At 66.4% G+C, this 26,798-nt stretch carries 23 protein-coding genes; 11 read left to right on the forward strand and 12 right to left on the reverse strand.

Features of this window, described 5'->3' with window-relative positions; all coding sequences use genetic code 11:
* Positions 1-106: 106 nt before the first annotated feature.
* Together RPPS3_RS18195 and RPPS3_RS18200 are read right to left on the reverse strand one after the other, a co-directional pair.
* Positions 107-1,702 (reverse strand): DHA2 family efflux MFS transporter permease subunit, encoded by a 1,596-nt coding sequence (locus RPPS3_RS18195; RefSeq protein WP_107345314.1) that lies wholly within the window; start codon positions 1,700-1,702, stop codon positions 107-109.
* A gap of 150 nt (positions 1,703-1,852) precedes the next feature.
* The gene (locus RPPS3_RS18200; protein WP_107345315.1) at positions 1,853-3,133 is read right to left on the reverse strand and encodes an HlyD family secretion protein; all 1,281 of its coding nucleotides are present in this window, start codon (positions 3,131-3,133) and stop codon (positions 1,853-1,855) included.
* A 182-nt stretch (positions 3,134-3,315) separates the two neighbouring features.
* On the opposite strand from RPPS3_RS18200, the gene RPPS3_RS18205 reads away from it, so the two are divergent.
* Positions 3,316-3,966 carry a TetR/AcrR family transcriptional regulator gene (locus RPPS3_RS18205; RefSeq protein WP_107345316.1) on the forward strand — a complete coding sequence of 217 codons (651 nt, stop codon included), beginning with the start codon at positions 3,316-3,318 and terminating at the stop codon, positions 3,964-3,966.
* 11 nt (positions 3,967-3,977) lie between these two features.
* Here the strand turns inward: RPPS3_RS18205 and RPPS3_RS18210 are convergent, their stop codons facing one another.
* Together RPPS3_RS18210 and RPPS3_RS18215 are read right to left on the reverse strand one after the other, a co-directional pair.
* Positions 3,978-5,219 (reverse strand): extensin-like domain-containing protein, encoded by a 1,242-nt coding sequence (locus RPPS3_RS18210; RefSeq protein WP_107345317.1) that lies wholly within the window; start codon positions 5,217-5,219, stop codon positions 3,978-3,980.
* Between the two features lie 123 nt (positions 5,220-5,342).
* Positions 5,343-7,298, reverse strand: a complete 1,956-nt coding sequence (locus RPPS3_RS18215; RefSeq protein WP_107345318.1) for a methyl-accepting chemotaxis protein — start codon at positions 7,296-7,298, stop codon at positions 5,343-5,345.
* 190 nt (positions 7,299-7,488) lie between these two features.
* On the opposite strand from RPPS3_RS18215, the gene RPPS3_RS18220 reads away from it, so the two are divergent.
* On the forward strand, positions 7,489-7,728 hold the full coding sequence (locus RPPS3_RS18220; RefSeq protein WP_107345319.1) for a hypothetical protein: 240 nt from the start codon (positions 7,489-7,491) through the stop codon (positions 7,726-7,728).
* A gap of 36 nt (positions 7,729-7,764) precedes the next feature.
* Here RPPS3_RS18220 and RPPS3_RS18225 read toward each other — a convergent pair whose 3' ends face one another.
* Positions 7,765-11,028 carry an autotransporter outer membrane beta-barrel domain-containing protein gene (locus tag RPPS3_RS18225; protein ID WP_107345320.1) on the reverse strand — a complete coding sequence of 1,088 codons (3,264 nt, stop codon included), beginning with the start codon at positions 11,026-11,028 and terminating at the stop codon, positions 7,765-7,767.
* Positions 11,029-11,205: 177 nt separating this feature from the next.
* Here RPPS3_RS18225 and RPPS3_RS18230 point away from each other — a divergent pair, with 177 nt between their 5' ends.
* The 4 genes from RPPS3_RS18230 (at position 11,206) to RPPS3_RS18245 (ending at position 15,511) form a co-directional block, all read left to right on the forward strand.
* Complete coding sequence (locus tag RPPS3_RS18230) at positions 11,206-11,844, forward strand: HAD-IA family hydrolase (protein WP_107345321.1); 639 nt, start codon at positions 11,206-11,208, stop codon at positions 11,842-11,844.
* Positions 11,845-12,075: 231 nt separating this feature from the next.
* A complete protein-coding gene (locus RPPS3_RS18235) occupies positions 12,076-13,977 on the forward strand; it encodes a B12-binding domain-containing radical SAM protein (protein ID WP_107345322.1) in 1,902 nt (633 codons plus the stop codon).
* Complete coding sequence (locus tag RPPS3_RS18240) at positions 13,974-14,693, forward strand: SDR family oxidoreductase (RefSeq protein WP_107345323.1); 720 nt, start codon at positions 13,974-13,976, stop codon at positions 14,691-14,693. Before RPPS3_RS18235 ends, RPPS3_RS18240 begins: the two co-directional genes overlap by 4 nt.
* Positions 14,690-15,511 (forward strand): SDR family NAD(P)-dependent oxidoreductase, encoded by an 822-nt coding sequence (locus RPPS3_RS18245; protein WP_107345324.1) that lies wholly within the window; start codon positions 14,690-14,692, stop codon positions 15,509-15,511. The genes RPPS3_RS18240 and RPPS3_RS18245 overlap by 4 nt, the downstream gene beginning before the upstream one ends.
* A 28-nt stretch (positions 15,512-15,539) precedes the next feature.
* On the opposite strand, the gene arsB is transcribed toward RPPS3_RS18245, so the two are convergent.
* The 5 genes from arsB to RPPS3_RS18270 form a co-directional block, all read right to left on the reverse strand.
* On the reverse strand, positions 15,540-16,574 hold the full coding sequence (arsB, locus tag RPPS3_RS18250; RefSeq protein WP_107345325.1) for an ACR3 family arsenite efflux transporter: 1,035 nt from the start codon (positions 16,572-16,574) through the stop codon (positions 15,540-15,542).
* Positions 16,575-16,804: 230 nt separating this feature from the next.
* Positions 16,805-17,230 (reverse strand): arsenate reductase (glutaredoxin), encoded by a 426-nt coding sequence (gene arsC / locus RPPS3_RS18255; protein ID WP_107345326.1) that lies wholly within the window; start codon positions 17,228-17,230, stop codon positions 16,805-16,807.
* A gap of 8 nt (positions 17,231-17,238) precedes the next feature.
* On the reverse strand, positions 17,239-17,616 hold the full coding sequence (locus tag RPPS3_RS18260) for an ArsR/SmtB family transcription factor (RefSeq protein WP_107345327.1): 378 nt from the start codon (positions 17,614-17,616) through the stop codon (positions 17,239-17,241).
* Positions 17,617-18,002: 386 nt separating this feature from the next.
* Entirely contained in the window at positions 18,003-18,203 is a 201-nt protein-coding gene (locus tag RPPS3_RS18265; protein ID WP_107345328.1) for a DUF3606 domain-containing protein, read from the reverse strand.
* A gap of 226 nt (positions 18,204-18,429) precedes the next feature.
* A complete protein-coding gene (locus tag RPPS3_RS18270; protein WP_107345329.1) occupies positions 18,430-19,878 on the reverse strand; it encodes a tryptophanase in 1,449 nt (482 codons plus the stop codon).
* Positions 19,879-20,147: 269 nt separating this feature from the next.
* Here RPPS3_RS18270 and RPPS3_RS18275 point away from each other — a divergent pair, with 269 nt between their 5' ends.
* From RPPS3_RS18275 to RPPS3_RS18285, 3 genes are all read left to right on the forward strand, one after another.
* A complete protein-coding gene (locus RPPS3_RS18275; protein WP_107345330.1) occupies positions 20,148-20,867 on the forward strand; it encodes a L,D-transpeptidase in 720 nt (239 codons plus the stop codon).
* A 188-nt stretch (positions 20,868-21,055) separates the two neighbouring features.
* Positions 21,056-21,394, forward strand: coding sequence for a hypothetical protein (locus RPPS3_RS18280; protein ID WP_107345331.1), 339 nt, complete (start codon positions 21,056-21,058; stop codon positions 21,392-21,394).
* A gap of 156 nt (positions 21,395-21,550) precedes the next feature.
* Complete coding sequence (locus RPPS3_RS18285; RefSeq protein ID WP_107345332.1) at positions 21,551-23,110, forward strand: DUF4403 family protein; 1,560 nt, start codon at positions 21,551-21,553, stop codon at positions 23,108-23,110.
* A 79-nt stretch (positions 23,111-23,189) separates the two neighbouring features.
* Here the strand turns inward: RPPS3_RS18285 and RPPS3_RS18290 are convergent, their stop codons facing one another.
* Positions 23,190-23,753, reverse strand: coding sequence for a PRC-barrel domain-containing protein (locus tag RPPS3_RS18290; protein WP_107345333.1), 564 nt, complete (start codon positions 23,751-23,753; stop codon positions 23,190-23,192).
* A 274-nt stretch (positions 23,754-24,027) separates the two neighbouring features.
* Positions 24,028-24,576: a hypothetical protein gene (locus RPPS3_RS18295; protein ID WP_107345334.1), complete on the reverse strand. Its 549-nt coding sequence runs from the start codon at positions 24,574-24,576 to the stop codon at positions 24,028-24,030.
* Positions 24,577-24,743: 167 nt separating this feature from the next.
* Between RPPS3_RS18295 and RPPS3_RS18300 the strand changes: the two genes are divergently transcribed.
* Both RPPS3_RS18300 and RPPS3_RS18305 read left to right on the forward strand, forming a co-directional pair.
* On the forward strand, positions 24,744-25,466 hold the full coding sequence (locus tag RPPS3_RS18300) for a response regulator (RefSeq protein WP_107345335.1): 723 nt from the start codon (positions 24,744-24,746) through the stop codon (positions 25,464-25,466).
* Positions 25,463-26,797, forward strand: coding sequence for an ATP-binding protein (locus tag RPPS3_RS18305; RefSeq protein WP_107345336.1), 1,335 nt, complete (start codon positions 25,463-25,465; stop codon positions 26,795-26,797). The genes RPPS3_RS18300 and RPPS3_RS18305 overlap by 4 nt, the downstream gene beginning before the upstream one ends.
* Position 26,798 lies beyond the last annotated feature (1 nt).

Here is a 26,798-nt window from a genome sequence, read left to right on the forward strand (position 1 = left end):
GCAATCCAGCGCCACACATGCGGCTTGGATTGCTTCGTCGCTTCGCTCCTCGCAATGACGAAATGGCATTGCATCGGCAAACAGATTGGCCGGAAGCCGCGATGCCTCAATGCCCTCCTCCGCCGCCCGGCCCGGCCATCGGGTTGGCCGGCTTGGCGAGCAGGAACACCAGCGTGGTCAGGCCAAGGTAGAACACCGTCAGGAGGAAGAAGGCGTCGCCGTAGCTCATCACCACGGCCTGGCGGTGGACGATGGCGGTGAGCTGTTTCAGCGCCATCATCGAGGCGTCGCCCATGCCTTGGAAGCGCTGGGTGAAGGTGTTGAGCAATTCGACCGCCTGGGCGTTGCCCCAGTTCACCTTGTCGTGCAGCCGCGAGATGTGCAGGTCGGTGCGGCTGTCGAGAATGGTGTTGATCAGCGCCAGCCCGAGCGCGCCACCGAGGTTACGAGTCAGGTTGAACAGGCCGGAGGCGTTCTTGACCCGGTGCGGCGGCAGCGTGCCGAGCGCGATGTTGTTGACCGGCACCATCGCCATCATCATGCCGACGCCGCGGAAGATCTGCGGCCACAGCAGTTCGTAGAAATCGAAGTCGCGGGTGATCCAGGTCATTTGCCAGGTGCCGCCAGCGAACAGGATCAGGCCGATGGCGATCAGGATCCGCATGTCGACCAGCGCCATCAGCCGGCCGACGAGCGGCGCGGTGCAGAACATCGCGATGCCGGAGACGAACATCGTCTCGCCGATCATTAGCGCGCTGTAGCCGCGCACTTCGGCGAGATAGCGCGGGTAGATGTAGGTCAGGCCGTACAGCCCGATGCCGACGCAGAACTGGAACATGCAGCCGATCGCGAAATTGCGGTCGGTGAAGGCGCGGATGTCAACGATCGGCTCGCGCGCGGTCAGCACCCGCCAGAAGAACGCCACCGCCGAGACCGCGCAGACGATCGCGAAGATGAAGATCGACTCGTCGTTGAACCAGTCGTTGCGCGGGCCCTCTTCCAGCACGTATTCGAGCGAACCAAGGAAGCCGGCCATGAAGCCGAGGCCCCACCAGTCGAAATGATCGAGCAACTCGTAATGCGGCTCGTCGAAATCGACCAGCGCCAGCACGCCGATGGTGATGCCGATGCCGGGCACGATGTTGATGAAGAACAGCCAGTGCCACGACATCAGGTCGGTGATGTAGCCACCGACCGTCGGGCCGATGGTCGGCGCCAGCGTGGCGACGAGACCAATGATCGGGCCGACCATGTTGAACTTGGAGCGCGGAAACACCGTGTAGGCCGATGCGAACACGGTCGGGATCATGCCGGCGCCGAGGAAGCCCTGGATCGCGCGCCACACGATCATCTCGGCGATCGACGAGGTGAAGCCGCACATCAGGCTGGCGAAGGTGAAGCCGGCGGCCGAGATCGCGAACAGATTCCGGGTGCCGAGCGCGCGCGACAGGAAGCCGGACAGCGGAATCGCGATCACTTCGGCGATCAGATACGCGGTCTGCACCCACGAGACTTCGGACGATGACGCCGACAGACCGGCCTGGATTTCGGACAGCGATGCCGAGACGATCTGGATGTCCAAGATCGACATGAACATCCCGAACACCATGATCAGAAACGCGATCAGGCGCGTCGCCGGGACGTGTTCGGAGGGCTCGGCGGGCGCCGCGATCGGTGTATCTGCCGTGGTTGTCGCGGACATTGCTACGTTCTCAGCGCCCGACCTGAGCGGCCGTCAATAATCGAACAGAATTTCCATCATTGCGCGCGAAGCGAAGCAATCCAGGACTCGGTGCACGGGGCTGGATGGCTTGGTCGCTTTGCTCCTCGCAACAACGCTGACAGAAAAGAATTACTTGGCGTCGCCGGTCCGGGTATCGACGTCGACATAGACCGACATGCCGGCACGCAGCAGCCCTTCGCGCGCGACGTCGGCGGGGACGCGGATCCGCACCGGAACGCGCTGCACGATCTTGGTGAAGTTGCCGGTGGCGTTGTCGGGCGGCAGCAGGGTGAATACCTGTCCGGCCGCCGGCGCCAGGCTGTCGACGGTGCCTTCGATCTTGCGGCTGGAGAACGCGTCAACCGAGATGCCGACCTTCTGCCCGGGCTTCAGTCGGCGCAGCTGGGTTTCCTTGAAGTTGGCATCGATATAGACGCCGTCGAGCGGCACGATATTGGCGAGGCGCTGGCCGGCGTTGATGTAGTCGCCGACATTGACCAGGCGGTTGGAGAACACGCCGGTCACCGGCGCGCGCACATTGGTGAAAGCGAGATCGCGCTCGGCCTTGGCCAGCGCGCTCTGCAGCTCGGTGAGCTGGGCGCGGGCTTCGGTCTGCTGCGCCTTGGTGACTTCGACATTGTCGCGGGCCGCGTCGTAGGCCGCCTTGGCGGCCAGCACCGAAGCGGCGCTCTGGTCGCGGCTCGCCTGCGAGGTCTCGAACACCGCACGCGAAGCGAAGCCCTTGGTGCTCAGAGCCTGCTGGCGATCAAAATCGAGGTCAGCACGCTTGGCGGCGGCTTCGGCGGAGGCGAGCTGCGCCTGCGCCTGCTCCACCGCGCTCTGCTGCGCGGCGACCTGGCGGCCGATCCGGGCGATGGTGGCTTCCTGGGTGGCGATCTTGGCGCGCGCGGAGTCCACCGCGATCTTGTAGTCGCCGTCGTCGATCCGGAACACGATGTCGCCGGCCTTCACCTCGGAATTGTCGCGCGGCAGGATCGCGGCAATGTGGCCGGACACGCGGGCACCGAGCGTGGTGTTGTTGGCGCGGACATAGGCATCGTCGGTGCCGACCATGAAACGGCCGACCAGCATGTACTGCGTGCCGAAGTAACCGAGCGCGGCCAGCGCCGCGATGCCGACACCGATCAGCACGAACTTCTTCTTGCTCGGCGGCTTGGCGGCGGCGCCCGGACGCGCGGCCGGCGCCACCGGCTCCGACTCCGCTTCGGGCTCGGGCGGATCGGCGAGCTTCAGCGTCGAGGGATCTTCCAGCAGCGAGCGCAGCGCCTCGGCCTGCGACGGCGCGCCGTGTGGCGCAGCCGGATGCGCGGGCGTGCCGGCGGCCGCTACCGCCTCCCCGTTCTCCGGCTCGGAGCGCAGCACGCGGGCAGCTTGGTCGCGTCCGGACATCGGGTTCTCCTGAACTCAGCTCGCACGACAAAAGAGCCTGCCAGACTGGTACCCCTAGCAGGTCACCCTGATCTACCATTGACCGAACGGTTCGGTCAACTTAAGTTCCTGGCATCAGGGTAGCAGTCTTGCGTTTCTGCCCTCGTTCGACCCCCACTGATTTTGCAGGACAGGCTGAACCAATGGTTGCAACCACAGCGGCGGCGGCAATTCACAGCGACGAGGACAGCGCCAAGCGGCGCCAGATCCTCGACGGCGCCCGCGCGGTGTTTCTGGAGTTCGGCTTCGACGGCGCCAGCATGGGCGAGATCGCCCGCGCCGCGGGCGTATCCAAAGGCACGCTGTACGTCTATTTCGCCGACAAGAATTCGCTGTTCTGCGAGATCGTCGAGCAGGAGAGCCTGGCGCAAGGCATGCTGTCGTTCGAATTCGCGCCCGACAGGGATATCGAAGCGACGCTGCGCGCATTCGGCAACGCCTATATCGCGCTGATCTGCAATCCGCGCGGCGCTTCCGCGATCCGCACCGTGATGGCCATCGCCGAGCGGATGCCGGAAATCGGCCGGCGCTACTACGAGCGGGTGATCGCCAACACCATCGGCCGGTTCGGGCGTTATCTGCAGGCCCAGGTCGGGGCCGGCGTGCTTCAGATCGACAATTGCGAACTCGCCGCCGCGCAGTTCATGCAGGCTTGTCAGGCGACGCTGTTTCTGCCGTTCATCTTTCAGACGTCGGAGCCGCCCTCGCCGTCGCGGATTGCGGGCGTGGTCGACAGCGCCACCGCGATGTTCCTCGCCGCCTATCGGGCGCCTAAAGCCGGCGGCCCGAACTAACCGTCGTTCGACTAATCGTCCTCGGCCTCGTCGCGATCGACCTTGTGACGCGCCGCATTGCGGCCGATCGAGCCGGTGACGCCGTTCCAACCCGAGCCCGGCGACGCGCTGCCCGCGTAAGGATTGCGCTGCTGCAGCCGCTGCGCGATCACTTCGCCGGACACCGCGGCCGGCTTGCAGATCGTGCGTTGGCTACGCCGGCGCATCAGATCGACGTGAATGTGATCGTAGTGATAGACGTTCGAGCCCGGCGCCAGCACCGTGGTGAACATCTGGCACGCCGAATTCTGCACGTCGTGCAGGAACGCCTGCTCCTCCGGCAATCCGCGCCAACCGCCCTTCACCGTGATGCGGCGACCGTCGGCCAGCACGAAGGCGGCGATATCGAGCGCATTGCCGAACGCGTGCTCGGAGATGTGAGCATTCGGATTGCCGTTCATGCCGCGGCACGAATACGCCGAGATCTGCTTGATCTCGACCACGCGCACGCCGAACCAGCGCATCGCAGAGGGCTGCACCGACTCCGCCAGCCAGCGATCGAGCGCTGACACGATCGGGCACGCCAGCGTCGCGGTCGGCTTGATCGCGACCGGCCCGACCGAGCCGGTGATGCCGCCCTGCTGGCCCGGCCCGAGCCGTGGCAGCGGCCGCTCCGTTTCGCCGGGATAGCCGCCCTGCGGCGCCGCACCGCGCGGATAGCCGGTGACGTTCTCTGCCGGCGGGCGATCGGCCGATGGCTCGCCTTCCGGCGGCAGTTCGATATCGTCCTGAGCCGGCACCACGCCCGGCGCATTCAGCGACACCGGCGCTTTGCCGTAGCCGCCCTGCGGCGCGCCGTAGCCGGCCTGCGGCTGCGTGCCGTAGTTCGGGGCGCGCGCGGGCGGCTCGGCATAGCCACGTTGAGGTGTCGCGTAGTTCGGCTGTGGCTGGCCGCCTGGCCAGCGCGGCTGGCTTTGATTACCGCCGCCGATCGCTCCCGGCGGACGCAGGTCGTCGGCGAAACCAATCGCGCCGGTTTCACCGAGCGCTGCGACCTTCAGCGGAAACTCAGCGCCACACACACCAGGGCCTGAGATCGGATCGATCCGGACCAGATCCGGTCCTTCGCGCACCACGCCGGATTTCAAGCACGCGATCTCGGCCTCGGCCCGCCACGGTTCGCGCTCAGCGGTCTGAAACAGACCGCGACCGCAACCCGCAAGAGAGACGAGGACGAAGGAGCCGACGAGATACAAACGAACTCCGCGCGTCATGCGCGCACAGTCCACCAATCTGATTAAAGAGAATTGAACGGTATTGGGCGAGGTTTTCTTAACCATAAGAGGCGCGCGGAACGTCGTGTCCCGCAGCGCCTCACTGTCGCCGTTGTCGCCTGATCAGGCGGCGCGGACTTCGCGCAGGAAGGTGTCGACCTGGGTCTTCAGCGCCTCGCCGCTGCGCGACAATTCCGACGCGGACTCGACCACTTGCCCCGCCGCAACACCGGTCTCGCGCGCGGCTTCATTGACGCCCGAAATGTTGCTGGAGACTTCCGTGGTGGAGCGCGCGGACTCTGCAACGTTGTGGGCGATCTCGCGCGTCGCCGCGCTCTGTTCGCGCACTGCGCTGGCGATCGCGGTGGCGATCTCGTTGATCTGCGCCACCGTGCCGGTGATGCCTTCGATTGCCTGCACCGACGACTGCGTTGCCTGCTGGATCGAGTTGATCTGCGTGGTGATTTCCTCGGTCGCCTTCGAGGTCTGCTCGGCCAGCGCCTTCACCTCGGCAGCGACCACCGCGAAGCCGCGGCCTGCATCGCCGGCACGCGCCGCTTCGATGGTGGCGTTGAGTGCCAGCAGATTGGTCTGCGAAGCGATGTCGCTGATCAGCGTCACCACCTCGCCGATCTTCTGCGCGGCCTCGGCGAGACTGCGCACCTCTTCATTGGTGCGGCCGGCCTGCGTGGCCGCCTCGCCGGCGACCCGTGCCGATTGATCGACCCGGTTGCCGATTTCGGTGATCGAGGCATCGAGCTCTTCCACGGCAGCGGCGACCGCCTGCGCATTCGAGGTCGCCTGCTGCGACGCCGCGGTCGCGGCCACCAGCCGGCGCTCGGATTCCCGCGCGGTGCCGACCATCGAGTCCGCGGTGCCGCGCAGTTCGGTCGCGGCCGAGCCGACCAGTTCGACCACGCTGCCGACGCCGGTCTCGAACCGCGCCGCCAGCTCGTGCATCGCCTTGCGGCGCTCGGTTTCGTGAGTGACCCGCTGCTCGTCCTGCGCGGCGCGCAGCCGGCCGGTTTCGATCAGCCCCTCTTTGAACACTTCGACCGCCTGAGCCATCGAGCCGATCTCGTCGCTGCGGCCGCGGCCCGGCACCTCGACGTCGTGACGACCGCTGCTGATCTCACGCATCGCATTGCCCAGCGCTTGGATCGGCTTGGCCATGCTGCGGCCGAGCCACACCGCGATCGCGGCAGCGACCAGCACGGCAGCAATCGCCGCGAAGGCCAGCCACTGCATCGATTGCCGTTCCAGAGCCGCATAGGCGCTGGCGTCGCGCATGATCATCAGCACCGCAACCGGCTCGCCGGAGAACCGCTTGAGCGGGCCGAAGGTGGTAGCGATCGCCTTGCCGTCGGCTTCGCCCTTTTCGATCACCAGGTCGCCGCCGAACGCACGGCGCAGCGTCGCAAGATCGGTGGCAGGATTGGCAACGCTCGACGCGATCACGTTGGTCTTGTCGCCGCTGAGCTGCAGGATCGCGACGTCTACGCCGAACCGCGCCTTCATCCGCTCGACAAACGCCTTGCCGAACGGCGCGCCGATATCGACGGTGCCGATTACTTTGCCGTCCTCGACCATCGGCGTCGTGCCGAACACGGTGAGATTGTCCAGCCCCGGCTCGATGCCGCCGACCGCCTTGCCGGTGGTCATCGCCTGCACCACCATGGCGCGCCGCGTCGACACGTCGTCACCGAAGGTCTTGGGATTGTGGATGCGCATCAGCGTCGTCGCCGGCGGCACCTGGATCGTGTACAGCGACAGCCCGCGCAGCGTGGTCAGGTCGCGGCCTTCCTTGAGCAGCTTCATCAGCCCGTCGCGGTCGCTCGCCTTGGTGAGCTCACGCAGCGGCGGCAGCGCCGCCAGCACGTCGCTTAGCGCCAGCGTAGTTCGGGTCTCGGCCTCGGTCGCCGCGGTGATGTTGGCAAAATCGGCGCGCAGCTCGCGCTCCAGGGCGACGTCGATCGTCGCTTTTTGGCGCCACACGCTGAAGCCGGCGAGCACGACACAGGAGCCGATCGCCACCAGCGTGATGGCCACGATCATCCGGGCCGATATCGATTTGAGCATTCCGCGGTCCCTTTTCTAGGTGCGCGCGGTCAGACCGCCGCAGTCCACACCTACCCGCAAGGGAACAAGAAGCGGTTAATGCCTACCTACCTCGTAGGATTACCAGTTCGGACCGGCCCGGTAAGGTTGACTGGTTAGGTTAAAACCGCAATCGCGTTGACCACGCGCGCGCGCCTGGTCAACTAACCGCATGATCAAGGACGACGACTACGAACTCGACGATTCAGGCAACCGCGTGCTGATTGGGCTGACGGCGGAGGAGACTGCCGAATATTTTCGCCTCGAGGAAATCATCAGCAAGAGCATGCCGCTGCCCCAGGTCACCCGGGACGAGTGGTACCGGCCGGAAGACCGCCGCTGGCTCGAGCTCTACGAGAAGCACGAATCCGCCCGCCGGCCGTTCCTCAAGAGCAGCAAGACGATGCATTGAGGCGCGTTCCGCGGCCGACCACCCTCACCGGAGCGATCACCACGCGTAGCGAAGCAGTCCTTTGCCGGCGTAGCTGCGGGTGACGTCCGAGAACTCGCCTTCGAAGCTGGCGGCGACCGAGAAGCCGTTCAGCCAACTCACTTCCGCCGACACAGTGGTCAGCGCCGCATCCCGCGCCGGCCGCGCGCCGTTCACCACGAAGCTGGCGCCCGGCAGCGTCTGGAAGGTTGCTGTCACAGACCGATCGACATCGAAGTCGTGCGCCCATGCGGCACGGCCGCGCAGCGTCAGCAGCGCGCTATCGAGGGCGAACGACTTGTCGGTCCGCAGGCCGAACTCGCTGCGCGTCGCGGTCACGGTCTTGGCCGCATAGCCGAGCGCGAATACACCTGTCCCGCCCGCCGCCTGCTCGGCATAGGCCGGCAGATCGAACGCGGTGACCTGGGCCGCAGCGTACGACGTCAGACCAAGCCCCCCGATCACCGGGGCGATCCAGCGATGCCCGGCTTCAACCCGCGCGGAGTAAGCGTTGGCGTTGAAGGTGGCGCGGAGTTGATTGAGGCCACCGATCGCGACGGTCCGCTCGGTGGTGATGTCCTGCCAGCCATAGGCCGCCGCGGCGGTGAGATAGCTCGCACCGAAACTGTGGCGGATGAAGCCGCCGACCTGGATCAGATCCGACGTGCCCGAACCGAGGCCGCCCGCCAGGCTGAACTGCGTGGCGCCGCCGGCCATCGCAAAACCCGCGACAGTCTGCGGCGACAGCCAGTAATCGGCGCCGGCCGCAATGCCAGCAAGCCGGCTGGTTGCGGTGGCGGAGCCGAGCGAAGCATTGCCGTCGGTGGTCTGTGCGCCGCCGAAGCCGGCACCCCATACATTCCAATGCGGCACGAACGGCGCCGCAGCGCTCTTGGTGATCATCGCGTAGGCGTCGGACGCCGAGCCGCGCACGGGGCGATCAGCGTAGGCCAGCGGACCTGACGCTGCATCCCGCCCGCTGCGGCCGTTGCTCGACGGATCGGTCAGCACGCCCAGGAACTGGGTCATGGCACTGAACGTCGACTGCTGCGCGCCGGTCGCCGTTTCGCCGGAGGCGATGCTGAGCCCGGCCGGCGTCAGCGCACCGAACACGATCGGAATGCTGCCATTGCGCGCGAAGTAAGTGCTCAGTGCGTTGGCGACCTGGCTCTGGTTGCCGGTGAGGCCGCCGTTGACTCCCGACGACGGGCCCGATGGGCCAGACGTATAGTCGAGCACCAGGTTGAGATAGGCATTGTTGGCGTCGTAGCCGAGGCTCGATCTGAAGCCGGACGGCAGATTGGTATTGACCAGCGTGCCGAAGGTGCCGACCACGCCGCCGGTCGCATTGACGATTGTGTATTGCCGCTCGACATAGCCGCCGCTGGCGAAAGACGCGTTCACGGTGGCGCCGCCGAGCGTCGCCGAGCCCGAGACGTTGACGCGGTCGGCGCTGGTCGGCGACACCTCGACCATGTAGCTCGATGCCGCCGTGAAGGTCAGGTTGCCACTGACATTCAGCGTGCCGATCGAATTGCCGGGTGCCAGCGCGCCGCCGTTGATCAGCGTGGTGCCGACCGTGCCGTTGCCGCCGAGCGCAGCGCCGGAACTCACCGTCGTCAGCGACGACGAGGCGATCGAGCCGTTGACGCTGAGCGTGCCGGCCTCGACCGTGGTGGCGCCGGTGTAGCTGCTGACACCGGTCAGCGACAGGTTGCCGGCGCCACGCTTGATCAGATTGCCGCCACCCGAGATCGCGCCGCCGAAGCTGGTCGCGTCGGAACGATTGAAGGCGAGCGTGGCGTTGTTGGTGACATTGCCGAGGATCGACCCCGACGTACCGCCGTCGCCGATCTGCAACGTGCCTCTGGAGACGGTGGTGCCGCCGGTGTAAGTATTGGTTCCGGTCACCGTGAAAACGCCACTGCCGGCGCTGCCGCCGAAGCTGATCAGATTGCCGGTGCCGGAAATAGCGCCGCTGAACGTATGGGCGTCGGAACGCGCGAATTCCAGCGTCCCGTTGTTGACGACATCGCCGACGATCGACCCGGTCGTGCCGCCAGTGCCGATCTGCAAATAACCGCCGCTGATCGTCGTGCCGCCCGTGTAGGTGTTGTCCCCGCCCAGCAGCATCGAGTTGTTGCCGAGCTTGGTGACGCTGCCGGTACCGGAGATCACACCGTTGAAGCCGATCGAATCGAACCGATTGAACTCCAGCACACCGTTGTTGACGACGTCGCCCACGATCGAACCGCCGGTGGCACCGTTGCCGACTCGCAGCGTGCCGGCCGAGATCGTCGTGCCGCCGGTGTAGGTGTTGTCGCCGAGCAGCGCCAGAATGGCGCCACCGAGCTTGATCAATTGTCCGGTCCCGGAGATCGCGCCGCCGAGGCTGGTGCTGTTGCCGCGATTGACGGTGAGCGTCGCATTGTTGGTGATGTCGCCGGTGATCGAGCCGCTGATGCCGCCATTGCCGAGCTGCAGGGTTCCGTCCGAGATCGTGGTGCCGCCGGTGTAGAAACTGTCACCGGTCAGGGTCAGCGTTCCGGTCCCGGTCTTGCCCAGCGCGAATTTGGCACCGTTATCGACAAACGTGCCCGAGAATTCCGTCGAGGTGTTCAGGCTACCGATGGTGAGAGCCTGGACTGGAACTCCGCCCACCGCCGTCGCCTGAACGGTTCCACTGCCCGATAACGATCCGATCGAGATCGCCCCCGTGGTGGTCCGCAGCGCCAAATTCCCGCCGTTACTGACGACTTCCGCCGTCCCGCCCGACGATGTCTGGCTGAAGAGCAGTGTCCCGCCGGTATTCGTTATCTTGACGTCTGCGGCGGTGCTGCTGCCCCGAAAATCGATCTGACCGCCCGAACCGATGATCAGCTGCTGCGCGATGCCGGAATTGTTCACGATGCCGGCGCCGTTGAAATTGAGCTGAGCGCCGGACAGAACCCCGATGAGTAAGCCGGGCGCTCCGGCTTCGAACGTGAAACCGTCGGGGTTGCGCGTGGTGCTGCCGGACAGCACCAGCGACGTCGACGCGCCGTTGTTGCGGAAAACGGCGGTGTCGTTGGAGTCCGGAACGGTGGCTGGGCCACTCCAATTCGAAGGCGTGTTGTAAATCTGATCGGCACCGACCCAGACCTGCTGAGCCGTCGCGGGCATGGCCACCGCCACCAGCGCGGTCGAACCGAGGAGGGACGAAAGCACCCGCCGTCTTCGTGCGCGACGTGCCCGGTCTACGACGCTCGACCTCAGCCCCTCACCAATGCCCCGACCCTGCACGCAACTGCCCCGTCACCTCTCAGGTCATTGGCGACCTGATTCAGGAAACAGCCTAAAGGTTCAGGATTGGGATGCAAATAGGAACCATTATTGGAACCCAAAATCGGCGATCAGACTGGTCGCCGCCGCGAGCGCGTGATAGCGCTCCGGCAAACAACAGCGGGGAGATGGAACGCGATGATCGAGGCGGTGATCTGGGATTTCGGCGGGGTGCTCACGAGTTCGCCGTTCGAGGCATTTGCGCGGTTCGAGACCGAGCGCGGACTGCCGATCGACATCATCCGCCGTACCAACGCCGCCAATCATTTCGAGAACGCCTGGGCCAAATTCGAGCGCGCGGAAATCGATCTCGACACCTTCGACGAGCTGTTTGCTGAAGAATCCCGCGCGCTCGGCGCCGAGGTGCGCGGCCGCGACGTCCTGCCGCTGCTGTCCGGCACGCTGCGTCCCGAGATGGTTGCGGCGCTGCGCACCATCAAGCAGAACCACAAGACCGGCTGCATTACCAACAATCTGCCGGCCAACGCGATCGGTTCGAGCTCGGGGCGGACGCTGTACGTCGCCGAGGTGATGGCGCTGTTCGATCACGTGATCGAATCCGCCAAGATCGGCCTGCGCAAGCCGGATCCGAAGATCTACCAGATGATGATCGAGGCGCTCGGCGTCGATCCGAAGGCTTGCGTCTATCTCGACGACCTCGGCGTCAATCTGAAGCCGGCGCGCGAGATGGGGATGGCGACCATCAAGGTCGTCAGCGCCGAACAGGCGATCGCCGAACTCGAAGACGCGACCGGGCTGAATCTGCGCAGCGCCTGAGCGCCAATCCCCTTGCCCCTAGCCGGCGGTCGCGGCTCCCGGCCGCCGCCGCTCATCGGCCGCGATCCGGCGTCCGCGTAGTTTCCCGAGCAGCCCGGGGGCGCGGCTCCGCCTCTACTCATCCCAGAGTGATTGGAGTGATTCGTCTTGCGCCGCCGCGCTTGGATCAGCGGGCGGCGTCCGTGGTTGTTTTGCGTTCAATCGTTCCTGCAAGCGTGCGAGCCCGCATCGATGACCAAGGTCGGTTCGACCATCAGTTCCGCGCCGGATGATCGCGCCCGGATCCGCGCCGAGTTCGACCGCTTCGCCGCAGCCCGTTCGCTGCAGCGGCCGAGCGACCTGATCCTGATCCAGCCGGCGCTGGTGCCGCAGAGCTATTTCGACGTCACCACCGCCCGCAGCGGCGGCTACTACAATTTCCCGCCGGTGGGGCTGCTGTATCTCGCCGCGGCCGCCCGCGCCGCCGATCCCGCGCTCGGCATCCACCTGATCGACATCAATCATCAATTGCTCAAGGCCGCGCATGGCGAGGCCTTCGACTACGGCCTTTGGCGCGATCTGGTCCGCGATGCGATCAAAGCCTGCGCCCATCCGCATGTCGGCGTGTCGTACATGTTCGGCACCACCAAGCCGTGCTTCACCGAAGTGATCGATCTGATCCGCAGCGAATTCCCGCAGGTGCCGATCCTGTGCGGCGGCGTGCAGGCGACGTTCGACTATCGGGAGATCCTGGCGAGCGGGCTGTGCGACATCGTCGCCCGCCACGAAGGCGAACAGCAACTGATCGGCTATCTCGGCGCGCTGGCCGGCAACCCGGACGCCGTTCCGGTCGGCATGGCGTTCACCGAGGCCGGCACCATCGTCGAGCTCGGCGCACCGCCACCGGATAATCCCGTGAACTGGGACGTCACGCCGTTCTATGCGGCGATCCAGATCGAGGAGTATCACCGCTACGGTGGGCTCGGCGCATTCTCGCGCTATGTCGGCGCCGACAAGCCGTTCGCCACCGTGCTGGCCGCACGCGGCTGCCGGGCCCGCTGCACCTTCTGCACGGTGCGCAACTTCAACGGCTTCGGCCTGCGGCAACGCACGGTGCAGGACGTGATCGACGAGGTGAAGCACCTCGTGACCGATCACGGCATCCGCTCGATCGACTGGCTCGACGACGATCTGCTGTGGGACCGGGAGCGCGCGCTGGCGCTGTTCAGGGGCCTCGCCGAGCAGGTGCCGGGGCTGGAATGGACCGCCAGCAACGGTCTGATCGCGGTGGCGATCGACGACGAGGTGATGCAGGCGATGGTCGCGTCCGGCCTGCGCGCCTTCAAGATCGGCGTCGAATCCGGCAACGACGCGATGCTGAAGACGATCAAGAAGCCGACCACCAAGCCGAAGCTGCGCGCCCGCGCCGAGCTGTTCGCCAAATATCCGGAGGTGTTCGTCTCGACCAATTTCATCATCGGCTTTCCCGACGAAACCTTCGGCCAGATGATGGACAGCTACGATCTGGCGGTCGAGCTCGCCAGCGACTGGGCGAGCTTCTACATCTGCCAGCCGCTGAAGGGCACCGAGATGTTCTCGGCATTCCAATCGCTCGGCGACGCGCGCGCCAAGGAAGAGCGCTACGACAAGACCATCAATCCGGGACGCTCCGCCGAGCGCGGCGAATTCGGCTACCGCTTCGCGCGCGACCGCGTGCTGCGCACCGGCTGGGAGATCTTCGAGATCGACCGCGACAGCGTGCCGGATCTCGAACAGCAGAAGGAGATCTGGTTCAGTTTCAACTTGGTCGCCAACTTCCTCGACAATCCGAACTTCCGCCGCGGCGGCAATGCCGCCAAGCTGGCGCGCTGGATCGAGGCGATCCACGATGGCTATCCCTACGACGCCTCGATGGCCGCGGCGCTGGCGCACGCCTATCACCTGCTCGGCGACGCGCAGCGTCACGCCCATCATCGCGCCGACTTCCTGCGGCTCACCGCGACGTCCGCCTATTGGCAGAACCGCGTCGCACAATTCCCCGAACTGCTGGCGCTGGCGCATGTCGAGCAGCCGCCGGACTGGTTCGCGGGTCCAATGCCGCGCGGTCTGACGCGGCCGTTGCCGCAGCCGCAGCGCCAACAGGTGCACGCATGAGTTTCGCCGGCAAGGCAGCGCTGGTCACCGGCGGCAGCAAAGGGATCGGCTTTGCGATCGCGCGGTCGCTGGCGCAGGCCGGCGCATCGGTGATGATCTGCGCCCGCGACGAGAGCGAAATCGCGCAGGCGCTGCCGGCGCTGCGCGACGGCGTGCACGGCCGGGTTCACGGCCTCGCCTGCGACGTCCGCGACGAAGCGGCGGTACAGCGGCTGGTCGAGCACACCGTCACGGCGTTCGACGGCCTCGACATCCTGGTTAACAACGCCGGGGTCGGCCTGCTCGGACCGGTCGAGACGTTTCCGCCTGAGCACTGGCGGCTCACCCTCGATACCAACCTCACCGGCGCGTTCTATTGCTGCCACTACGCGATCCCGGCGCTGAAGGCGCGCGGCGGCGGCGCCATCGTCAACATCGGCAGCCGCTCCAGCGTCAACGCCTATGGCGGCGGCGCGGCGTATTGCGCCTCGAAATTCGGCCTGCTCGGGCTGTCGGAATCGCTGCTGCAGGAACTGCATCCGTTAGGAATCCGCGTCAGTTGCGTGATGCCGGGCCGGGTCGCCACCGATTTCGCCGGCGAGCCGCCGCAGGACTGGCACCTATCAGCCGACGACGTCGCGCAGGCGGTGATCGACGCGCTGTCATTCGCGCCGCGCGCGCTGGCGAGCCGGATCGAACTGCGGCCGGCGCGGCCGCCATCGCCGGCGACGCGATGAGCGATCGCACCGCCCTGCCCCTGCACGGCCGACGCGCGATGGTCACCGGCGCCGCTCAGGGTATCGGCCTTGCGATCGCCCGCACGCTGGCGCTGCAGGGCGCGCAGGTCGTGCTGGTCAACCTCAAGCACGAGTCCGGCGAAGCGGCGGCACGCGCGATCAGGGACGCCGGCGGCGATGCGCGCTTCATCGTCGGCGACATGAGCGACGAGGCCGCGATCGCCGCAACGGTGGCGGCGAGCGCGACCGCGATCGGCGGGCTCGATATCCTGGTCAACAACGCCGCGCCTACGCAGCGGGCGCGGCCGCCATTCGCCGAGCAGAGCACCGTGCTGTGGGATGCCACCGAAGCGGTGATGCTGCGCGGCTACATGCTCACCGCACAGGCGGCGCTGCCGCAGCTGGCGCAGGCCCGCGGCGCGATCGTCAACCTGTCGTCGGTGCTGGCGCGCAGCGTCGCACATGAGACCGCCGCCTATCACGTCGCCAAGGCCGGCGTCGAACAGCTCACCCGCTATCTCGCCTGGCATCTCGGCCGCAGCGGCGTGCGGGTCAATGCGGTGGCGCCCGGCGTGGTCGATCGCGATGTCGGCGCCAAGCTCAGCGACGATCCGGTCAATCGCGCGGTGCTCGAAGCCGCGGTGCCGCTCGGCCGCGCCGCCACCGGCGCCGAGATCGCCGAGGTGGTGGCATTCCTGTGTTCGCCGGCGGCGGGCTACATCACCGGTCAGACGCTGGTGATCGACGGCGGCCTGTCGCTGGGCGAACCGTTCGGCGTCGCCCGCGCCACGCTCCGTGCGGCGGCCGGAGGCGCTTAATCAGGGCTCCGTCAGCCCGGCGTCCGCGTCACCGGGCGCCCGCAGCGGCTTCGTACCAGCGCTTGGAACGGTTGACGATCGCGACCACCGTCAGCATCACCGGCACCTCGATCAGCACGCCGACCACGGTGGCAAGCGCGGCACCGGATTCGAAGCCGAACAGGCTGATCGCCGCGGCGACCGCGAGTTCGAAGAAGTTGCTGGCGCCGATCAGCGCCGACGGGCCGGCGACGCAATGCTGCTCGCCGGACAGCCGATTGAGCAGGTACGCCAGCCCGGCGTTGAAATACACCTGGATCAGGATCGGCACCGCGAGCAGCGCAATGACCAGCGGCTGCTTGATGATCTGCTCGCCCTGAAAGCCGAACAGCAGCACCAACGTCGCCAGCAGCGCCACCAGCGACAGCGGCTGGAACACGCCGAGCAGCCGCTGGAGTTGCGTGTCCCCTCCTGACGCCAGCGTCCAGCGTCGGAGGCCCTGCGCGATGAGCACCGGCACGACGATGTACAGCACCACCGACAGCACCAACGTGTCCCATGGCACGGTGATGGCCGACAGTCCGAGCAGCAAGCCGACGATCGGCGCGAAGGCAAACACCATAATGGTGTCGTTGAGCGCGACTTGGCTGAGGGTGAAATGCGGCTCGCCTTTGGTCAGGTTCGACCATACGAACACCATCGCGGTGCACGGCGCGGCGGCGAGAATGATCAGCCCGGCGATGTAGGAGTTGATCTGCTCGGCCGGCAGATACGGTTTGAACAGATAACCGACGAACAGCCACGCCAGCGCCGCCATCGAGAACGGCTTGACCGCCCAGTTGATGAACAGTGTCACGCCGATGCCTCGCCAGTGCTCGCGCACCCGTCCGAGCGCCGCGAAGTCGATCCGCACCAGCATCGGAATGATCATCAGCCAGATCAGCGCCGCCACCGGCAGGTTGACCTTGGCGATCTCCGCCGCCCCGATCACCTGAAACGCCCCCGGCATCAAATGCCCGAGCCCGATTCCGACGACGATGCACAGCGCGACCCAGAGGGTGAGATAGCGTTCGAAGGTGGACATCAGGGGCCTCTCTTGGCGAACCGGTGACTCCTGGATGGGAGCGGCACGATCCCCGCACCAACGTCATCCCCGCGTAGGCGGGGATCCAGTATTCCAGAGCGCCCGCTTTCAACTACTCACATCGCCGCACGAACTCAGCGGCGCTCTGGAATACTGGATCGCCGGACAAGCCGAGCGATGACGGCGGTGGAGAGGCAGGCGCCTTCTGCCACTCAACCTTCAAAGAAGCACTACGCCGTCGCTACCCGCCGGCCGCTCGCGTCGACCACCAGCTCGCCGTCTTCCTTGCGGAATTCGCCTTGCTGCGGTGGTAGCAGGTCGAGGACTTGTTCCGATGGCCGGCACAGCCGCACGCCGTTCGGCGTCACCACCAGCGGGCGCTGGATCAGGATCGGATGCGCGATCATGGCGTCGAGCAGATCGTCATCGCTGAGCGACAGATCGTCGAGCTTCAGCTCCGCGTAAGGCGTGCCCTTCTCGCGCAGCGCCTGCCGCAGCGTCAGTCCGGCGCGGGCGATCAGCTGCTTCAGCAGCGCCCGGCTCGGCGGGCACTTCAGATATTCGATCACGTGCGGCTCGATCCCGGCGTTGCGGATCAGGCCGAGCGTGTTGCGCGAGGTGCCGCAGGAAGGGTTGTGATAGATGATGACGTCCATAGGCTCCCTCAGCTTTTGGCTCGCGCCTTGCCGCGCGTGGGTTTTGCGGCCGGCGCGCAGCACGGCTGCAGATCGGCGATCAGCGGCGCGCACAACTCCGGCCGGCCGCCGCAGCAATCCTTGATCAGGAACAGCGCGACCTCCTGAAACCGCGCGAGGTCGGCGCGGTACACGATCGAGCGGCTGTACCGCTGCGACCGGATCAGCCCGGCCCGCGCCAGCACCGCCAGGTGCGACGACATCGTGTTCTGCGGCACCGCCAACGCATCGGCGATCGCGCCGGCGGCGAGCCCGTCCGGCTCATGCGCCGCCAGCAGCCGAAACGCCTCCAGCCGCGTCCCCTGCGCTAGCGCCCCGAGCGCGAGAATGGCGTCCTCTGATTTCATATATCGAGAATTATCGAAATAATGCGCTGTGTCAACGTCGCCGACGGGACGGTTGTCGTGTCAGGGGGCTGGCTTGTCATGCTCCTCTGCGATGAGAGGTCGAACGATCCAGCAGTGGCAGCCTCGAATTTAGGGAGCCGGCTGCCGACCCACTGACACCCGGCCTCTCCCCGTCATTGCGAGGAGCGCAGCGACGAAGCAATCCAGCTCAGGGTATGCAGCCTGGATTGCTTCGCTTCGCTCGCAATGACGTGGAAAGGTCTAGCTACGTCCAACCATGCGCCGCCGCGGCGGTTGCTGCGGGGCGATGGACGCTGCGGAAGTGCTTCGCGTCAGTGGACGGCGCTGGAGCAAAGCGAGCGCATCCGAGATCGGAGCGAACCGGTTTACCCCTTCTTCGCCAGCCGCTTTTCGACCTTCTTGCGCGCGTTGCCGACTTTCTTGACGGCCTTCTTCACCGCGGGCGCGGAGCGGCCGGTCTTCTTGGCTTCGTAGCGGACTTCGTAGTCCTGGCCGGCGGCGACGCGGGCCCGGTCCTGCTTGCGTCCGCGCGTCGTGGTCTTCTTGGTGGCTTTCTTCGCAGCCATGCTGGCCTCCTGATGTTGCCCCCGTGAGCAACGCATTCAGGATTCCCAGGTTCCGAACACGCGGCGTCGTACCGAATGGAATCGAACGTCCGTTTGCCGCCCTCGTCATGGCCGGGCATCATCCCGGCCATCCACGCCTTGCTCGACAGGTCTCCAAGACGTGGATGCCCGCGACGAGCGCGGGCATGACGACGTTTGTGCTGCAAGACTTAAGTAACAGCGATGATTACAGGCTGTCGCCAAAGTCCTCGCGGAACTTCGCCACCAGCTTGTTCTGCCAGTCGGTCACCGGCTTGAGCAGGCCGTAGAAGAACCGCAGCACCTCCGGCTCCTCGACGAAGGTCAAGCCTTCGATCAGCTTGCGGTTGGCGTACAGCCAGGCGATGCGGTCGACCGCGTATTTGACCTGCGACAGCGTGAACACCCGGCGCGGCATCGCGAGGCGCACAAGCTCCATATTGGCGTAGATCTCGCTGCCGTCCGGCTCGCGCTGTTCGGACAGCGTGCCGCGCTCCATGCCGCGGATGCCGGAGGCGACGTACAGTGCCGCCGCCAGCGCGCCGGCCGGATATTGCGACTGCGGAATGTGGTCGACGAACCGCTTGGCGTCGATGTGGCAGCCGAGGCCGCCGGCCGGAGTGATCACCGGAACGCCGCGCTCGACCAGCTGGTCGACCATGTAGGCGATGAACTGCGGCCCCTGGTTGATCATCTCCTCGTCCATGGTCTCTTCGAGGCCGACGGTAAGCGCTTCCATTTCGCGCACCGACATGCCGCCATAGGTGAGGAAGCCTTCATACAGCGGCACCAGCGGCCGCATCTTCTCGTACAGCGCCCGGTCGCGGATACAGATGCCGCCGCCGCGGGCGCAGCCGAGCTTGCGCGCCGAGAAGTAGATGATGTCGCACAGGTCGGCGGTGCGGCGGGTGATCTCGCGGATCGACAGCGTCTTGCAGTGATCCTCGCGGGTCTTGTTGAAGTACAGATTGTCGGCGAGCAGGCTGGCGTCCAGCACCAGCGGAACGCCGTGCTCCTTGCAGACGTTGCTGACGTCGGCGAGGTTCTGCAGCGACACCGGCTGGCCGCCGATCAGGTTGGTGCCGCTTTCCATCCGGACGAAGCCGATATTGGCGGCCCCGACCTTCTCGATCACCGCCCGCAGCTTGGCAATGTCCATGTTGCCCTTGAACGGGTTGGCGCTGGTCACTTCGAGGCCGGCGTCGGTCACCAGTTCATCCACCGTGCCGCCCTGCAGCACGATGTGCGCCTTGGTGGTGGTGAAGTGATAGTTCATCGGCACCACCTTGCCGGGCGTGACGAACACCTTGGCGAGGATGTGCTCGCAGGCGCGGCCCTGATGGGTCGGCAGGAAGTAGTGCATGCCGAAGATGTCGCGCAGCTTGTCTTCGAGCCGGGTGTAGGTGGCGCTGCCGGCGTAAGAGTCGTCGGCGGTCAGCATCGCGGCCTGCTGGCGGTCGCTCATCGCGTTGACGCCGGAATCCGTCAGCATGTCGAGGAAGACGTCGTCGTTCTTCAGCAGGAAGGTGTTGTTGCCGGCCTCGGTGATCTTTTCCAGGCGGCGCTCGACCGGCGGCAGGTTGAGTTTCTGCACGATCCGCACCTTGTGCATCTCGAGCGGCACCGCCTCGTTGCCGAAAAACTTCACTGTCGCCATGTCGTCAAACTCCCCCGACCCTTGCCCGCACCGCGCGAGGGCCTTGGCTTATCGGGCAGGCGGGCTTTCTCAATTGCGCTTGATCAAACGATCGGGCGCGCCTCCGGGAGCCAGCCGGGCGGACAGGCGAAACAAATCCCTACTGCGACGAAACCAAATCCATCGGTCGGCGAAAACGTCCGGAAACGGATGGTGGAGTACTGATTACGCAACAAGTCGCCGAAAAGGCGTCGAGGCGAACGAACAGAGCACCCACAGGGGGACCCGACATGATCCGTTTTCCGCGCACCAGCCGTGCCGCTGCGGTCGCCATCGTCGCGATCGGGACCATTGCCATCGCCGCACCCGCGAATGCGGCGCAGACGCTACCCTTCCCGTTCCTGCCTTTCCTGCCGCAGCCGGAAGCGATGCAGCCGCTGGCCTACGCGCCGGTCGAACAGAGCGCACCGCAGCCCCAGGTCGCGCCCCAGGAAGACGAGGACGGCACCGTCGCCGAGCTGCCGGCCCGGCTGAAGCGCCAGATCGTCGCCTATCAGACCCGCGAAGCCCCGGGCACCATCATCGTCGATACGCCGAACACCTATCTGTACTACGTGCTCGGCAGCGGGCGTGCGATCCGGTACGGTATCGGGGTCGGCCGTGATGGCTTCACCTGGTCGGGCGTCAAGGCGGTCGCCAGAAAGGCCGAGTGGCCGGATTGGACGCCGCCGCCGGAAATGATCGCCCGCCAGCCCTATCTGCCGCGCCACATGGCCGGCGGCCCCGGCAATCCGCTCGGAGCCCGCGCGATGTATCTCGGCGGCACCGTGTATCGCATCCACGGCACCAACGCGCCGTCGACCATCGGCACCCACGTCTCCTCGGGCTGCATCCGGCTGACCAACGAGGACGTCAAGGATCTGTATTCGCGGGTCAACGTCGGCGCCAAGGTGATCGTGCTTCCCGACAACCGCCGCGCCGCAGATGCGGGCACCGGACGCCGCGGCTGAGTTCGCCCCGGCGGTAAGCGATGAGTTAATTCAAACGCGCGGTCTCGCCGGAGGCCGCGCGCATCTGCGTCCAGCATCCATCGCCGCTTACCGCGAGCGTTGTCAGCTAACCGTCAGCACGACGGAACTATCAGTTCTCCCGATCGCGGCCTGTCTCGTTCTGTGCGCCGCGGCGAAGGGGGACTGTGATGGACAAGCCGATCGACTCCGCGGCCCTGGTGTCGCGCCGGCGCCTGCTCGGCATCGCCGGCCTGACGCTGGCAGCGACCTGCACGGCCGCCACGACCGGCCGGGCGCAGCCGGCCGCCGGATGTTCGGCGGTGATCCCGCGGAAATCATCGCAGCAGGATGCCCGCTTTGTCGCGACCGCGTCCTCCGGGCGGCGCTGCGGCTCCTGCCGGTTCTATCAGGCACCAGACCAGTGCCTGGTGGTCGAAGGCCCGGTCAGCGCGGATTCGGTGTGCAATCTGTGGGCACAGCGCGGCGGCGCACTGGGCTGCGAGCCCGACGGACCGATCCGGCTGTAATTTCCGGCAACACTCCGCCGCATCTGCGGCGCCGTTACCGGCGATATCGCGGCGGTTCGCGGGTCTTTCCACGGCTTGGCGGCCCGCGGGGCTGGCGCGGCTGGCGCCCCCCGCCCCCGGGCTGTATTGTCCCGGCCGTTCCGCCCCGGGGTATCGATGCGTTTCGTCAAGTTTGGATTGGTAGCACTCGCGATCGTCGCGATTTCATTCACGGTCACGCTGAAGGCGTTCGACTGGCTGGCGCCGCGCGCCATCTCGCCGCCGAGCCTGCAGGCGCTGCCACCCTTGCCGCCGATCCGGCAGTCCACCGTGGTGGTGCCGGTGTCGGTGCCGCTCGGGACCATCCGCGACCTGGTCGATGCCGTCGCGCCGCGCACCTTCTCCGGCAAAGCCAACAATCCGCTGTCGCAATATGTGCAGAACGCCGACATCCAATGGACCGCGACGCGCGGCACCGTGACGGTGCGCGGCGCCAAGGATCAGCTCACCATCACCTCGCCGCTCACCGGCACGGTGAATGCCAAGGGCTCGCTCTCCGCCAACACCCAGTCCAAGGTCGACGAGACGCTCGGCCGGCTGCTCGGCAACAAGATGGCCAAGCAGATCGGCGTCAACATCAAGTCGTTCAACGCCAACGGTGAGATCAAGGGCACGATCGCGATCAGTGCGCGGCCGCAGGTGCTGCCGAATTGGCATGTCGATCCGCATCTCGACGCTGAAGTGGCGCTGTCGGATTCCGGCGTCTCGGTCGGCGGCGTCCGCATCGACGTGCCGCAGCAGGTCAAGCCGGTGATCGACAAGGCGATCGCCGATCAGCTCGGCGTGCTGGAGCGCCAGATCCGCGACGACGGCGCGCTGGAGCGCAGCGCCCGGCGCGAATGGGATCGGCTGTGCCGCTCGGTGCCGCTGCAGGGCGCCGGCATTCCCAACGGCTTCTTCCTGGAAATTCGGCCGACCCGGGCGCTCGCAGCCCAGCCGCAGGTCGATGCCGCAGCCGCCACGCTGACGCTCGGCATCGTCGCCGACACCCGCATCACCGCCGGTCCGACCAAGCCACAATGCCCGTTCCCGCCGGCGCTGCAGATGGTCGCGCCGGACAACGCCGGGGTCAAAGTCGCGGTGCCGATTGACATCCCGTTCCAGGAGCTCGACCGCATTCTGGAAGCGCAGTTCGTCGGCAAGACCTTCCCGGAGGGCGACAGCCGCGCCGCGATCACGGTGAAGCGTGCCAAGCTCGCCGCCAGCGGCGACCGGCTGCTGATCTCTCTGCTGGTCGATGCCAAGGAGAACCGCAGCTTCTTCGGCTTCGGCACCGAGGCGACGCTGCACATCTGGGGCCGCCCGACGCTCGATCAGGAAGACCAGACGTTGCGGCTGTCGGACATCAAGCTGGCGGTCGAATCCGAAGCCGCGTTCGGCCTGCTCGGCGACACCGCCCGCGCCGCGGTGCCCTATCTGGAGAAGGCGATCGCCGACAAGGCGGTGATCGACCTCAAGCCGGAGTCGACCAACATCCAGCGCCGGGTCGGCAATATGATCGCGACCTATCAGCGCAACGAGGACGGCCTGCGGATTTCCTCGGAGATCTCCAGCCTGCGGCTGTCGGACCTGGTATTCGACTCCAACATGCTGCGGATCACCGCCGAGGCCAACGGCATCCTCGAAGTCAAGGTCACCCGGCTCAAGCCGCCGGAGCTGCCGCAAGTCCCGCGCTGACCCCTTTCCTCGCAACGCGCACAAACGCCGCCGGCAAAACCGGCGGTGTTTGCGTGACGGGACCTTAAGTCCGCGTCGCTTACTTGGAGTACTTGAACTCCGGCATCGACTTCAGCTGATCCTTCGTGGCGTTCAGCACCGCGTGGTCCGGATACCACCGATCGGCGTTGTTGGCGGTCGCCGAAGTCGAGGAGCTGCTCGAGGTCGCCGCACCGGTGGTGGTGCCGGCGGCCGGAGAAGCCGTCGAGGTGCCCGAGCCGGCCGGAGTGGTCTGGCTGTTCATCGCGGTGTTCGACGACACCGGGGTGTTGACCCACTGCAGCTTGTCGAAGGTCACCGCAACGTCACGCTGGCCGACGCCGAGGAAGCCGCCGACGCCGATCACGACGCCCTGGATACGGCCCTGGTTGTCGATCAGCAGTTCGCTGATGTCGCCGAGCTTCTCGTTGCCCTGGTTGTACACGTTGACGCCGATCAGCTTGGACGCACGCCACTGACCCATGTGCTGCTGCGAATCGGACGCCGCAGCGGACGACTTCGACATCGTGCTGCTGTTGTCGGCCGGCGCCGGATTCTGCGCGTAGGCGGCGGACGCGAGCAGCGTGGTCCCCAGCAGACCGGCGATGATCGTCTTGGCTTTCATTGGCTTGCCCTCTTTGCTTGTGAATGGTGCCTACAGAACCGCGGACTCCACACTGCGTTCCCGCAATCGAACTATTTTTAGTGCCTTGCGGCGCACCAAACGATTAGGTCGACAGACCGCTCACGAGTTCCGAAGAGTTCCGTGGGTTCCGCGTCCACGCATCGTAACGGCGTTCCGACATCACCAGCAAAAAGAGCGCATCCCCTTTGCGCCGAAGCGGAAGGGAATGCGCTCGAACCGACGGCGTCACACTGTCGGGTAGAAGACGAGACGATCAGGTCTGGTAGTTGATCAGCAGCGCGGTGAACGAGCCGGACGATGCCGCCGAGCCGCTGGCGCTGTAGGCGTTGGCGGTCGACGATTGCTGATCCTGCAGCAGTTGCAGGAACTGCTTCAGAATGTCGCTGATGTCGGACGATGACGACGAATCCGTCGAGGTGCTGGACGACGACGCGCTGGTGCCGTCATCCGGCGGCGGCGGACCGCCGGCACCGCCGCCCGGAGGCGGCCCACCTGCGAAAGTGTTCTTGAACACGTTCTGCAGTTCGGTGGCCTGATCGGTGGTCAGCTTGCCGCTCGAGACTTCGCTGGCGATCAGGTCGTCGATCTTGGATTTCAGATCGGTGGGGCGCGAGTCCGAGCTGCTGCTGGAGCGGCTGCTCTGCAGCGACGAGTCGATGTCTTGCAGCGCCGACGACAGCGCGTCGGCGTCGTTGGATTTCACGGTACCGGACGAGACTTCCGACGCGAGCTCCTTCTGCAGGAGTTGCAGCGGTGAGAGATAGCTGCTGCCGCCCGCGGCAGCGGAGGAAATTGCGGTCATGGGGCAGGCTCCGGGTTTGGATCGAAGCCGACGCTATGGTTAATCGATTAACAAGACCTTCGCCAAAGGCTTGAGTTAGTTGCGGGTTTTTGCCGGGCGGCAGGTAGAAACAATCGGAAACAAGATTCTCTGCTACAGTCCCGGCAAAACATCGCAAAACCCCTGCCATGAGCACCGCACCACCATCGATTCTCGTCGTCGAAGACGACCGCGAGACCCGCGCGCTGATCGCCAAATATCTCCGCGCCAACAATTGCAACGTCGCCACGGCCGCGGACGGCCGCGAGATGGAGCGCTGGATCGCCGATCATCGCGTCGATCTGGTCGTGCTCGACGTGATGCTGCCGGGCGAGGACGGGCTCAGCCTGTGCCGGAAGATCCGCGCCAATTCGGCGCTGCCGATCATCATGCTGACCGCGCGCGGCGATGACGTCGATCGTATCCTTGGCCTCGAAATGGGCGCCGACGATTACTTGCCGAAGCCGTTCAATCCGCGCGAACTGCTGGCGCGGATCCGCTCGGTGCTGCGCCGGCAGGCGAGCGCGGTCACCGCCAGCGCCACCCCCGGCGCCACCACGCTCGGCTTCCTCGGCTGGCGGATGGATTGCCGGCGCCGCGAATTGCGCAATCCCGACGGCGCACTGGTGGCGATGACCAGCGCCGAGTTCGACCTGCTGCAGGTGCTGTGCGAGCGCGCCGGCCGGGTGCTGTCGCGCGAAGCACTGCTCGATCTCACCCACGGCCGCAACGTCGGCGCGTTCGAGCGCTCGATCGACGTGCTGATCAGCCGCATCCGCCGCAAGATCGAACCCGATCCGCGCGAAGCCACGCTGATCAAGACGGTGCGGGCCGGCGGCTACGTGTTCACGCCGGAGGTCGAAACCGCATGAGCCTGCGCGCGCGGCTGGCGGCGCTCGGCTTCGGCCTGAAGCCGGAAGGCATCCGCGGCCAGATCGCGATCCTGGTGCTGGCATCGATCATCGCCAGCCACATCATCATCGCGGCGGCGTTCTTCGCCAACCGGCCCGACATGCCGCGACCGCCGCAGCAGCCGGAGCCACATCAGCTCTACGAATTCGCCGAACTGATGGGACGCACGCCGGCGGCGGACCGCCCGCAGCTGATCGTCACCATCGCCGCCGCCTTCCCGGAGCTCGAACTCGCCGGCACCACGGCCGTGGCCCGTCCGCATGACGGCGCCTGGCCGCCGCACCAGATCGACTATTTGCGCCGGCATCTCGGGCCGGACTATCGCGTCGATCTCGCCGGCGGCGACCGGATCGTCATCACCCTGCCCGAAGGAGATGCGATCAGCGCGCGGCTGCCGCCGGAGCGGCACCGGCCGGTGCTGGGCAATCCGTGGATGGCGTCACTGCTGATCGGCGTGGTCAGCCTCGCGCTGCTCGGGCTGTGGGCGGCGCGGACGCTGGCGGCGCCGCTGTCGGCATTCGCCACCGCGGCCGAGACTTTCAGCCTGGATAGTTCGGACGCGCCGCTGCCGGAGCGCGGCCCGGCCGAGATCCGCTCGCTGGCGCGGGCGTTGAACCGGATGCGCGAGCGCATCACCACACTGATCGAGGATCGCACCCGGATGCTGGCGGCGATCAGCCACGATCTGCGCACGCCGATCACCCGGATGCGGCTGCGCGCCGAATTCATCGAGGACGATCACCAGCGCACCCAGACGCTGCACGACCTCGACCAGATGGGCGCGATGCTGACCGCGGTGCTGACCTTCCTGCGCGACGGTGCCACCCGCGACGCGCCGACGTTGATCGACCTTGCCAGCGCGATGCAGCTGATCACCGATCAGTTCGCCGACATCGGCGCCAAGGTCGCGTATCAGGGTCCCGAGCACGCGATGGCAATGGCGCGGCCCGGCGACCTGCATCGCGCGGTCACCAACCTGGTCGAAAACGCGGTGCGGTTCGGCACCGAAGTGACGATCCGGCTCGCGCTGCATCAGGACGAGATCGTCATCGAGGTGGAAGATGACGGCCCGGGCATTGCCGATGCCGACAAGGACAGCGTGATGCAGCCGTTCGTGCGCGGCGACGACGCCCGCAACATGGACGACAGCTCCTCGTTCGGCCTCGGCCTGTCGATCGCCCGCGCCATCGCCCGCGGCCACGGCGGCGAGCTCTCGCTGCACACCCGCACGCCGCACGGCCTGATCGCGCGCATCACCCTGCCCCGCCAGGCCCCGAGCCGCGCGGCCTGAC

This window comes from Rhodopseudomonas palustris (assembly GCF_003031265.1).
GTDB lineage: Bacteria > Pseudomonadota > Alphaproteobacteria > Rhizobiales > Xanthobacteraceae > Rhodopseudomonas > Rhodopseudomonas palustris_H.